The following is an 11,232-nucleotide window of genomic DNA, read 5'->3' on the forward strand; positions in this document are numbered from 1 at the left end:
CGACGAGGTAGATAGGGCAGAGGTGGAAGTGCAGCAATGCATGTAGCTGACTGTTACTAATCGGTCGAGGGCTTAACCAGAAGGCGTGAAGGAAGAGAGTTAGGGAAACGAAAAGGAAACGGATGAATAATTTCAATATGTGGTTTTGAAGGTATATACCTTTGGTTTGGCCCGATGGCTCAGTTGGTTAGAGCGCCGCCCTGTCACGGCGGAGGTCGTGGGTTCGAGTCCCATTCGGGTCGTTTCAATTTTATATTGATAAATGTGGGATCTTAGCTCAGCTGGGAGAGCATCTGCCTTACAAGCAGAGGGTCACAGGTTCGAGCCCTGTAGGTCCCATTCGTTATATATTAATTTGTTGTTACCAGATGGCAGAACTTGCCGATGTGGCTCAATTGGCAGAGCAGCTGATTTGTAATCAGCAGGTTATCGGTTCGAGTCCGATCATCGGCTTACATTGAGTATAGTGTTACCATATAAAATGTAATATTATGGGGGAATTCCCGAGTGGCCAAAGGGGGCAGACTGTAAATCTGTTAGCTGTGCTTTCAGTGGTTCGAATCCACTTTCCCCCACTCACAAGAAACTCTTGATAATTCAGAGAATCTTGTATATAATTAAATAGTAATTAATAGCGCGGGGTGGAGCAGTCTGGAAGCTCGTCGGGCTCATAACCCGAAGGTCGTAGGTTCAAATCCTGCCCCCGCAATTTTTTGCCCAGATAGCTCAGTTGGTAGAGCAGAGGACTGAAAATCCTCGTGTCGCTGGTTCGATTCCGGCTTTGGGCACTACAGCTTAAAGGTTGTATGGGATATTAGCTCAGGTGGTAGAGCACTTGACTTTTAATCAAGTTGTCCGGGGTTCGAATCCCCGATGTCTCATGTTTATGACGCGGAATCTTAGGATTCCGCTTTTTTTGTTCCATAGGATAGTTCGGAGAATTTTCCTATGGAACAAAAAAGCCTTCCGGATTTCTATGGGCGGCATAGCATGCCCTACTTTATCGGTTTGTATACTAAGGCGGAATAAAGTTGCAAGGGAAGTAAGATTTTGATAAGATGAAAGAAGACGATGCAGATCATGTGGATGATTGTTCATAAGGAGAACAAAACATATGGAAAATGAAGAAATTCTGGAGCAGGCAGTCAATCAGGCGAGAATGGGATTACCTGAAGGATTTGAAACCGTATATATTCTGACATATCAGGAAATTTATCAGGCAGTATTGGAGTCTGAACAGGAAGAAGATCAGGCAGAACAGCTGTTGGAAATGGTATATGTGACGGCTTACAACAAAATAAAGGAAGCACCGCATGATGGAAATATTGTTGAATGGCTGAAGGAAATTCTATATGGGCTTGGATATGGAGAGGAGACAAATCAGCAGGAAGAGCTGGAGTATGAAATAGTCAGGACACTTTCGGAAGAGAAGGCTGCTACTATTTTTTTAAAAATAGAGGAACAGGTAGGCATTCTGCCTAAAGACGAGTTGACAGATGGTGAACTTCCGGAATCAGAGAGTGGGGATCGTTCTTTTTTTAAAATATTTATTTCTGTAATTTTATCGGCTGCTGTCGTTGCCGTCGTATCACTTGGGCTTTGGAAACATAAAAGTTCCGTTCCATTTTCGGCTCATAAAAGAGGGCAGGAACGTATATTAAAGGAAGAAACGCAGAGGGAAAATGAATCAGAGGAAGCTACGGAAGAGAATTATACAGTAACAGTCCACCTGGCAGACCAGGTATTTATTCTGAATGAAGAGGGAAAGATTCTGTCGTCAAAAAGAGAGAATGAACGATATCATGAGGCGATTCAGACATCTAATCGTTTTACATATTATTTACTGAAGGAAGAGAATATACCAGAAATAGTCAGGGGCAAGCTTATAAGGGTATATGAGAATGACCCGGAAGAATACGAGACTATTGATGATAATGTGAGAGACTATACGGTTCAGGATGATTATATTTACTATGTAAAAGACGGAATGATTGAACGCAGGGATACTTCCGTTAATTATGGAAAAAGAAAATTCAGCTATCATCTGAATATGCAGGAAGAGGGATTTTACCTTGCAAATGAAATAGGAAACTACCCGGAGAGTACGGTTACTTCCATCCAGATGAATGACATGGAATATACTCTTGAAAACGGCTATATTGTATCGGTGAAAGAAGCAAAATGCCAGTATGACGGAATCATTTACAGCCTCGCTGACGAAGATGGAGACGGTAGAAAAGAGTTGTGCTGGCAGTCTGATGGCGATACTGGAGTATTAGTAAAAGAGGGATTTGGAATTGACAGTTTTTGTCTGGCGGAAGACTGGATTTATTACAGTGCGTTTGAGGAGAGCGATCCTGACAGCAGGCGTTACAGCCGCATATACAGGATCAGGCCTGATGGTTCTGCTCAGGAACTGATTACAGATACGTTTCAGGGCAATCTGACGCACATGTATTACTCCAATGAGAATAAAAAGATTTATGCTGAGATTATGCCGGACAGCTTTCACAGCTATTATGGCAGGCTGGTATCCATTTCCCTTAATGGAGATATCCATGTGTTGGAGGATGAGTCTCAAAGGGCAGGATACCAGACAACTGGAAATGATATGCTGAAATTTGTTGGTGCAGAAGGAAATCAGATATATTGCTATTGGTATGACTGTCAGTGGGTAAGTGGAGATCAGGCAGAGATTATGTGGACAAAGCCTCTCGTTTTATACGATTAAGTGGATAACACATCATTCATCGAAGTCTACAATTACGTAAAAACCACGGGAATTTTCCTGAATATCCCTTACGATACCGGTCTTGGACAGAATCCTGTCTCTGGCCTGAAAACAGCCGGACATGGCAACGGCAGGATCGATGATATAACTATAGCTGCTGGTTCCTTCCCGTTCGATAATACTAACTGTCTGCCCTGGTGTAACAAGACCGGGGCGTTCCATTTTAAATTCAACAGTTCTCATAAAAGCATCTCCTTATCCGTATAAAAATGAATGTATATTTATTATTATAATATGTACAAATAAAAAAGATAAAAGAATTTCTTAAATATAAGCCCTTTATTTGACTAAAGTATTTTTACTATGATACAATGAAAAGAATGAAAAAAGGAGACAAAAGAGGGGACATGAAGCAGGAAGACAGATTATTGGTGAGGTTAAAGGAATATGGAGAGTCGGATTTTTATCCATTTCATATGCCTGGACATAAAAGAAATTCATTGCTGGGAAAGGAATACGGAACGCCGTTTTCCATTGATATTACGGAAATTAACGAATTTGATAATCTCCATAATCCAGGGGGAATTTTACGGAAATCCATGGAGTGGGCTTCTAAGGTTTATGGTTCGGATAAGACATATTATCTTGTTAATGGAAGCAGCTGCGGACTCCTATCGGCAATATTTGCGGCAACTGCCTGCGGCGGCAAAATTCTCATGAGCAGAAATTGTCATAAGGCTGCGTACAATGGGGTATTCTTAAATCATCTGCAGGTAAAATATGTGTATCCACAGGTCATAGATGAATTGGGGATACAGGGAGGAATTTTAGCATCCGATGTGGAAAAGCTGCTGGACGAAGAACCGGATATTCAGGCAGTTGTTATCGTTTCGCCCACTTATGACGGAATTGTATCGGATATAGAGGGAATTGCAGAAGCAGTTCATAAGAGAAAAATACCATTAATTGTGGATGAAGCTCATGGAGCTCACTTTGCATTTGGAGAAGACTTTCCTAAATCGGCGTTGGAATTGGGGGCCGATATTGTGGTGCAGAGCATTCATAAGACACTTCCATGTTTTACACAGACAGCCATTCTCCATATGAAACGTGGATATATAAAAGAAGAGGAACTTGAACGGTACCTGCGCGTTTTCCAAAGCAGCAGCCCATCTTATATCTTCATGGCAGGGATTGAAAACTGCATCTATCATATGAATCTTGAGGGCAGGCAGGAAATGAAGAATTTTGCTCAGTTTCTGGAAGGCATGAGAGAAAGGCTGTCCTCGCTGAGTAAATTGAAATTAGCAGGCAGAGAACTGATTGGCGAATATGGAGTTGAAGATATCGATTTGTCTAAGTTTGTAGTCGTGACAAAAGATACATCCATCAATGGTTCCGAGCTCTCCAGAATCCTGAGGGACCATTACCATTTGGAGATGGAGATGTGTTCTGCAAATTATATTGTTGCCATTACATCGGTTGCCGATACGAGGGAAGGCCTGGATCGCCTTGTAAACGCCTTGCTGGAAATTGACAGAGAGCTGTGCGGGAGGGAGGAAAATCCAGAGAAAGAAAGCAACATGGAATGGTCTATGAAAGTAACATCTAAGCCGGAAGTGGAAATGACAATTTTTGAAGGCGTTACGAGTCCGAAAGAATTTATACCGATCGAGAACAGTGTAGGGAAAATCGCCGGGGAATTCGTTTTTATCTATCCTCCGGGAATTCCGATTGTGGCTCCGGGGGAGATGCTCCTTCCGTCGCTTGTCCATACAATACTGGCTTATCAGGAAATGGGACTTCCTGTGCAGGGAATGAGAGATACAAGCGGAAAGACCATCCAGGTAATAAAAAAAGGCTGATCAGGTGAGGAATTAAAAATGGGAAGAATTTTCTATGTCATGGGAAAGAGTGCCTCAGGAAAAGATACCGTTTATAAGAGGATTTTAAAGGATATGCCGGAATTAAAAACGGTTGTTATTTATACGACAAGGCCGGTAAGAGACGGGGAACAGAATGGCGTAGAGTATTATTTTACATCAGAAGAAAAGCTGCGGGAATATGAACGTTCAGGTAAGGTAATCGAATCCAGGACATATTCCACTGTATATGGCCCATGGACTTATTTTACCGTGGATGACGGCCAGTTTGATCTGAAGTCCTGTAATTATCTGATGATCGGGACTCTGGAATCCTACGGCAACTTAAGACGGTACTTCGGCGGAGATGCCGTTGTTCCGGTTTATATTTATGTAGATGACGGTCTGCGTCTGGTCAGGGCTCTGGAAAGAGAGCGGGTCCAGAAGAATCCAAAGTATGCGGAAATGTGCCGCAGATTTTTAGCGGATGAGGAAGATTTTAAAGAAGAGAATCTGAAGGCATACGGAATTGAACGGCAGTTTGTAAACAGCTGTCTGGAAGAATGTGTCAGGGAAATTGAAGGTGTAATAAAGGGGAATGATTCTATACACGGATGAGTTCTTGTGTTATACTTTTAGGGATACAGGAAATAAGGAGGGATGAATATGCCAGGATTTCATGACATATTAGGACATGAGGGGATAAAGGAGCATCTCCAGAATGCGATTGATACCGGAAAGGTATCTCATGCTTATATTATGACGGGAGAAGCCGGTATGGGGAGAAAATCTTTGGCCCATGCTTTTGCCATGTCGCTTCTGTGTGAAAAAGGCAAAAGTGAACCCTGTATGAAATGTCATGCATGCAAACAGGTTCTGACGAATAATCATCCTGATTTAATTCATGTTACTCATGAGAAACCGGGGAGCATCGGAGTAGATGATATAAGGGAACAGATTCAGGATACGATCATGATCCGTCCCTACAGCAGCTTTTATAAGATTTATATTATAGATGAAGCAGAGAAAATGACGGTACAGGCCCAGAACGCCCTTTTAAAGACGATAGAAGAGCCTCCGTCCTACGCAGTTATTCTGTTGCTTACAACGAACCAGGATGTATTTCTGCCGACGATCCTCTCACGCTGTGTACAGCTGAAGCTGAAGCCTCTCAGGGATTCCGTAGTGAGAGATTATCTGATTGAGATATTAAAAGTACCGGAGCAGCAGGCAGACGTATATGCCGCATTTGCCAGAGGAAATCTGGGACGGGCCATTCACCTGGCTACCTCAGAGGAATTTCAGGCCATGTATAAGAAAATGCTGGCGCTTATGGTGCATTTAAAGAATATGGATGTTGCAGAGCTTCTGGAGTATATAAAAAAGCTTCTGGAAGATGATATGGATATCAATGAGTGTCTGGATTTTATGCAGCTGTGGTACAGAGATATCCTTATGTACAAGGTTACAAGAGACATGAATCTTCTGATATTTAAGAATGAATATAATTCGATTAATGAAATGAGTCAGAAGTGCGGTTATGATGGATTTGAAAAAATCCTTCAGGCGATCGATAAGGCAAAGGTACGCCTGGATGCCAATGTTAACAGGGACCTGGTATTAGAACTCATGTTGTTAGTGATGAAGGAGAATTAATAAATGGTAAAGGTGATCGGTGTCAGATTCCGCAATGCAGGAAAGATTTATTACTTTGATCCGGCCGGCAAGAATATTACTGCCGGACAGCACGTGATTGTGGAAACTGCCAGAGGAATTGAATTCGGCATTGTTGTTTTGGGGTGCCGCGAAGTAGAGGAATCAAAGGTAATACAGCCGTTGAAATCCGTTATACGTATGGCCACTCCAGATGACGAAGCGGTCGAGATGAATAACAAGAAAAAAGAAAAAGATGCGTTCAGAATCTGTCAGGAAAAGATTGCAAAGCATGGCCTGCAGATGAAATTAATCGATGCAGAATATACATTTGATAATAATAAAGTCCTGTTCTATTTTACAGCAGACGGACGTGTGGATTTCAGGGAGCTGGTAAAGGACCTGGCAGCTGTTTTTAAAACAAGAATTGAACTGAGGCAGGTGGGAGTTCGTGATGAGACGAAGATTGTAGGAGGGATTGGTATCTGTGGAAGAGATCTTTGCTGTCATTCTTATTTACCGGAGTTTATACCTGTTTCCATCAAAATGGCAAAAGAACAGAATCTTTCTTTAAATCCTACTAAGATTTCAGGAGTTTGCGGAAGGCTGATGTGCTGTCTGAAAAATGAAGAAGAGACATATGAATATCTGAACAGCAAGCTTCCGAACGTAGGCGATTATGTGACGACAAACGATGGTCTTAAAGGCGAGGTACACAGCGTCAGTGTGTTGAGGCAGCTGGTGAAGGTAATCGTAATCGTGGATAAGGATGAGAAAGAAATCAGGGAATATCATGTGGATCAGTTGAAATTCAGACCGCGGCGCAAGAAGGAAAAAGTCGTAGTGGATGCAGAGCTTAAGGAACTGGAGGCACTGGAAAAAAAGGAAGGAAAGTCAAAACTGGATGACAATTGAGTTAAAGGATAATGAACGCCTCGATGATCTTCAGAGAAATGGATTTCATATTATTCAGAAAACAGACGGTTTCTGTTTTGGGATGGATGCCGTTCTGCTTTCAGGATTTGCATCTGTAAAAGAGGGTGAAAGGGCCCTGGATCTCGGAACGGGAACGGGAATAATACCGATTCTTTTAAAGGCAAAGACAAAAGGAAAGCATTTTTCCGCGCTGGAAATACAGGAAGAGATGGCCGATATGGCCAGGAGAAGTGTTGCGGTCAATCATCTGGAGAATGATATTACAATTGTTACAGGAGACATAAAAGAAGCCAGCCGGATATTCGGGGCGGCTTCTTTTGATGTAGTGACATCCAATCCGCCATATATGAATGATGCCCATGGATTAAAGAATCCGGATCTGCCCAAGGCGATAGCCAGACATGAAGTCCTGTGTACTCTGGATGACGTCGTAAGAGAAGCTTCCCGCTTCTGAGGCCAGGCGGAAGATTTTATATGGTTCACAGGCCTCACCGCCTGATCGAGATTATTACTGCACTGACAAATTACAGGCTGGAGCCTAAGAGAATGAAAATGGTTCATCCTTATATCGGGCGAGATGCCAATATGGTCTTAATTGAGGCAGTGCGGGGCGGCCGGTCTATGATAAAGGTAGAGGCTCCGATTATCGTTTATAAAGAACCTGGCGTCTATACGGACGAGATTTACGATATCTACGGATATTAACGATTTACAGAATGAAAGAAATGCAATTTTACGAAGAATAGAAACCAAAAAACAGGAGTACTGTAACATGCAGCGCTTTCCATGGATTAAAATCAATATGGAAGCGGATTCTTGCATGTTACAGTACTCCTGTTATAATTACATGGAATCAGGCTGATTCTCATTGAGATATTTTTTTACGTCTTTAAAGAAGTTCCAAATCATGGCGGTTATTATGAAAAGAAGCGGTATGGAACCTATAATCGAACAAAGCTTAACAACTTCAATTCCTCCTACCAGGAGAAGAATAATCGGCCATACGATACTTGCGATACACCATAAAAGCCGTGCCGCTTTCGGAGGTTCATCATACAGAGAAAGCTTATGGCAGGACAGAGCCGCCAGGATGTAAGCGGAAGAGTCACACGTAGTTGCCATGAAAATAAATGCCAGAATGATAAATACGGCGATCACGAGAGAAGGCATTGGCAATGTCTTTAAAAGCCCCATGATGGCAGCATAATCGCCCTGTGTGTTAATAACCTGAATGGTATCGTACTGTCCTGTTAAATACATCTGCAGGCCGTATCCGCCAAGGATTGCCTGGAAAAACCAGCAGCCAAGGCTGCCGAGAAGAGTTGTACCAAGAACCATCTGACGGATTGTACGTCCACGTGATATTTTGGCAATAAAGAGTCCCATAACAGGTACATAAGAAATCCACCACGCCCAGTAGAAACAAGTCCAGCTTTGAGGGAAACCTGATTTTCCAATTGGATCTGTGTAAAAGCTCATACGAAGGAAGTTCTGAGCCATGATGCCTACACTGTTGGTAAAATTATTGATTATAAAGGTGGTGTCGGAACAGAATAAAATGTAAAAAATAAATGCGATAGCGATAATGCTGTTAATATTGCTCAGAATCTTTACTCCCTTGTCTATGCCTTTTAATGTGGCAACAGAGAAGAGAATAGACCAGAAAATCGCTATGACGATATTTTCCTTTGTTGAAGGGACGATTCCAAACAGTTCATGAAGTCCCTGGGCCAGCATTGGAGCACCAATTGCAACGCCGACAGCCACTCCCGAGCAAAGGCCTAGAATGACAAAAATATCGATGCATCGTCCAAGGCGGACCCTCCATTTGGGACCGGACAAAAGGCCGCAGGAGACGCTGATACGGAAAATGGAAATCTTTTTGACAAAGAAGAAATAAGCGATGATGACAGCAGCGAGACAGTAAGTAGCCCATCCGCTGATGCCCCAGTGGAACATCGTATAACCAACGGACCATTCAGCAGCTTCTCTGGACATCGGATCAAAGCCAAAGGGCGGAGACTGTACGTAAAATGCCCATTCCAATAGACCCCAGTAGAGAATGCTGGAACCGATACAGGCACAGAACAGCATGCTGATCCAGCTTGCCGTCGAATATTGAGGCGGCCCGTCACCAAGCCGTATATTTCCGATTTTGGAAAAACCGATCACGCAGAGCACGATCAAAAGAAAGAAAATATAGACCAGATAAAAGCTTCCGAGGTGAAGTGTCAGAAAATCCTGTACTCTCTGAATATGATCGGTTCCGGAAACGTCGATAAAGAAAAAAGAAAAACTGATTATCAACAGTAAAACAAGTCCTGGAACGATGATATTACGGTCCATACCAATCAGATGGCGTCGTCGGTTTTCCGGAGGTTTCGTAGTTTCTTCAAATTGATTCCGTTGATCCATAAAAAGCCCTCCCTGTGTAAATTCGTGTGTAAAAATATGGATTCCTCAAACACTTTTGCGCTTGAGGAATCCGGTATAAGAGTGTGAAAGATGATTGTTATCAAATGTAATTATGCTGCAGTCTGTGCCTCTTTTTTAGGCTTGTTGATCTTGGCAAGAACGAGGCATGCGATCAGTCCTACAACTGCATTTCCTAAAATGAAGAAGAATACATTGTGATATCCGGCGATTCCAGGATTCTTATCGACCATATCTCCTACGAGTGTATAGCAGTAGATTTCCGGGAAGTATGTAAGCATGGACATAAGTCCTGCAGCCGTACCTGTAACTTTTGCCGGTACATGAACTTCGTCAATTAAGGAGAAGAATACGGCATTTGCACAGTATACAAAAGAACCAAGGGCAACCATGTTCGTCAGAGCAAGACCGATCTTGGAAGCGTCGCCTGGAAGTACGATATACACTCCTGTAAAGATAATCATACCGATGAAAGCGTAAATCATAAAGTGTGTTCTGGACTTACAGCGGTCGGCAATCTGTCCGCCTACTAAACCGCCGATTGCAAATAAAATATAAGCTCGAAGAATACTTGCCAATGCTACGTTTGATTCACTCATGTTGAAGACATCAGATAAGTACGGAGTTACCATACCGAAGCCGATGTAAATGCTCCACATACAGAAGGTTGCAATACCAGCTACCCAAACGCCAGGAATCTTGAATGCGATGGCAATATCGCTGAATTTAAAGGAGCTTGATTCTCCTTCCATCTTCTTATCATCGATCAGGAACCATGCGGCAACAGCGGTAATAAGGTTAACGACAGAGTAGAAAATAATGGTAGCTCTAAGTCCGCTGATACCTTCGCCAAATTTTGCGAATAAAGGAACGGATATGAATCCAACAACCATGGAAGTAAGGCCCTTGCCCAGATACCAGAAACCAAACAGACGGCCCTGTTCCTTACTGTCACCTAATTCTCGTATAATTCTAACACAGACAGCCCAGAAAGTAAACACGGTGGTCACGGCCCATAGTCCGTGCAGCGCCAGTATAATCGGGAAAGATGGGAATGTGGCAAAATAGAAGCCGGAAATACCAGTTGATGCTAAGGAGAATACCATCAGCTTTCTGGCTGAGAACTTATCTGCGGCAAATCCGCCTGGCAGATAAAGAAGGAAATTAACCAGGCCATATACGCCCATCAGCATACCAAGCTGTGCATTTGTAGAACCGGTGGCCTCCTGTAAGGCCGCATAATAAGTTTCACGCAGATAAGGCATTTTGTAAATAACGCTTCCTGCAACGCCACACAGTGCAAGTGTGAGCCATTTTCTCATGTTGCTTTGACTCTTCATTAAAGAATCCCCCTAACTAATGTATTTTGCCGTAGAGCCTTTTCTGTAAAGCCATAAAAAAAACACAAACCAAAGCAGTATAAAATCTGCTCATTGATTTGTGCCGTCTCATTTTATTCTCTAGGCAATTTTGTGAATCAAGATATGCGTATTATATCAACCTGAATATAAAAACACAAGACAAAAACAAAAAAAATTAAATAATTGTTAAAAATGTACAAAAAATTGTAAAATTTTTGGAGGTAATATAAATTGACAGTTATCATTTTAAAAATTA

The 11,232-nt window shown here is 42.4% G+C and carries 8 protein-coding genes, 7 tRNA genes, 1 rRNA gene and 1 pseudogene; 14 read left to right on the forward strand and 3 right to left on the reverse strand.

The features are described from left to right. From DXA13_RS19980 to DXA13_RS20020, 9 genes are all read left to right on the forward strand, one after another. A 23S ribosomal RNA gene (locus tag DXA13_RS19980) occupies window positions 1-80 on the forward strand; the annotation flags it as partial. Between the two features lie 88 nt (window positions 81-168). Beyond that, window positions 169-242, forward strand: a tRNA-Asp gene (locus DXA13_RS19985). A 24-nt stretch (window positions 243-266) separates the two neighbouring features. Then, window positions 267-339 (forward strand) — tRNA-Val (locus DXA13_RS19990). Between the two features lie 41 nt (window positions 340-380). After that, window positions 381-453: transfer RNA gene (locus DXA13_RS19995), tRNA-Thr, on the forward strand. Between the two features lie 40 nt (window positions 454-493). After that, window positions 494-575: transfer RNA gene (locus tag DXA13_RS20000), tRNA-Tyr, on the forward strand. Between the two features lie 60 nt (window positions 576-635). Next, window positions 636-709 (forward strand) — tRNA-Met (locus tag DXA13_RS20005). A 6-nt stretch (window positions 710-715) separates the two neighbouring features. Next, a tRNA-Phe gene (locus DXA13_RS20010) sits at window positions 716-788 on the forward strand. A 20-nt stretch (window positions 789-808) separates the two neighbouring features. Further along, window positions 809-881: transfer RNA gene (locus tag DXA13_RS20015), tRNA-Lys, on the forward strand. 233 nt (window positions 882-1,114) lie between these two features. After that, window positions 1,115-2,731, forward strand: coding sequence for a hypothetical protein (locus tag DXA13_RS20020; protein ID WP_118246761.1), 1,617 nt, complete (start codon window positions 1,115-1,117; stop codon window positions 2,729-2,731). A 12-nt stretch (window positions 2,732-2,743) separates the two neighbouring features. Here DXA13_RS20020 and DXA13_RS20025 read toward each other — a convergent pair whose 3' ends face one another. Beyond that, window positions 2,744-2,974, reverse strand: a complete 231-nt coding sequence (locus DXA13_RS20025; protein WP_118246762.1) for a hypothetical protein — start codon at window positions 2,972-2,974, stop codon at window positions 2,744-2,746. A 164-nt stretch (window positions 2,975-3,138) separates the two neighbouring features. Here DXA13_RS20025 and DXA13_RS20030 point away from each other — a divergent pair, with 164 nt between their 5' ends. The 5 genes and pseudogenes from DXA13_RS20030 to DXA13_RS20050 all read left to right on the forward strand — a co-directional run bounded on the left by DXA13_RS20030 (window position 3,139) and on the right by DXA13_RS20050 (window position 7,887). After that, the gene (locus DXA13_RS20030; RefSeq protein ID WP_118246763.1) at window positions 3,139-4,596 is read left to right on the forward strand and encodes an aminotransferase class I/II-fold pyridoxal phosphate-dependent enzyme; all 1,458 of its coding nucleotides are present in this window, start codon (window positions 3,139-3,141) and stop codon (window positions 4,594-4,596) included. Between the two features lie 18 nt (window positions 4,597-4,614). Continuing rightward, entirely contained in the window at window positions 4,615-5,211 is a 597-nt protein-coding gene (locus DXA13_RS20035) for a guanylate kinase (protein WP_118246764.1), read from the forward strand. A gap of 48 nt (window positions 5,212-5,259) precedes the next feature. After that, entirely contained in the window at window positions 5,260-6,249 is a 990-nt protein-coding gene (gene holB / locus DXA13_RS20040) for a DNA polymerase III subunit delta' (RefSeq protein WP_118246765.1), read from the forward strand. A 3-nt stretch (window positions 6,250-6,252) separates the two neighbouring features. Next, a complete protein-coding gene (locus tag DXA13_RS20045; RefSeq protein WP_118246766.1) occupies window positions 6,253-7,161 on the forward strand; it encodes a stage 0 sporulation family protein in 909 nt (302 codons plus the stop codon). After that, window positions 7,151-7,887: pseudogene (locus tag DXA13_RS20050) on the forward strand (tRNA1(Val) (adenine(37)-N6)-methyltransferase). Before DXA13_RS20045 ends, DXA13_RS20050 begins: the two are co-directional and overlap by 11 nt. Window positions 7,888-8,025: 138 nt before the next feature. Here the strand turns inward: DXA13_RS20050 and DXA13_RS20055 are convergent. Then, window positions 8,026-9,597, reverse strand: coding sequence for a BCCT family transporter (locus DXA13_RS20055; RefSeq protein ID WP_118246767.1), 1,572 nt, complete (start codon window positions 9,595-9,597; stop codon window positions 8,026-8,028). A gap of 110 nt (window positions 9,598-9,707) precedes the next feature. Beyond that, window positions 9,708-10,955, reverse strand: coding sequence for an MFS transporter (locus DXA13_RS20060; protein ID WP_118246768.1), 1,248 nt, complete (start codon window positions 10,953-10,955; stop codon window positions 9,708-9,710). Window positions 10,956-11,232: the final 277 nt, after the last annotated feature.

It is taken from the genome of Clostridium sp. AM58-1XD (assembly GCF_003464085.1).
GTDB lineage: Bacteria > Bacillota > Clostridia > Lachnospirales > Lachnospiraceae > Lachnoclostridium_A.

Coding starts and splice junctions, on each gene's coding strand:
- DXA13_RS20035 (WP_118246764.1), top strand. CDS start 4,615: ATGGGAAGAATTTTCTATGTCATGGGAAAGAGTGCCTCAGGAAAAGAT.
- DXA13_RS20030 (WP_118246763.1), top strand. CDS start 3,139: ATGAAGCAGGAAGACAGATTATTGGTGAGGTTAAAGGAATATGGAGAG.
- DXA13_RS20025 (WP_118246762.1), bottom strand. CDS start 2,974: ATGAGAACTGTTGAATTTAAAATGGAACGCCCCGGTCTTGTTACACCA.
- holB (WP_118246765.1), top strand. CDS start 5,260: ATGCCAGGATTTCATGACATATTAGGACATGAGGGGATAAAGGAGCAT.
- DXA13_RS20020 (WP_118246761.1), top strand. CDS start 1,115: ATGGAAAATGAAGAAATTCTGGAGCAGGCAGTCAATCAGGCGAGAATG.
- DXA13_RS20045 (WP_118246766.1), top strand. CDS start 6,253: ATGGTAAAGGTGATCGGTGTCAGATTCCGCAATGCAGGAAAGATTTAT.
- DXA13_RS20060 (WP_118246768.1), bottom strand. CDS start 10,955: ATGAAGAGTCAAAGCAACATGAGAAAATGGCTCACACTTGCACTGTGT.
- DXA13_RS20055 (WP_118246767.1), bottom strand. CDS start 9,597: ATGGATCAACGGAATCAATTTGAAGAAACTACGAAACCTCCGGAAAAC.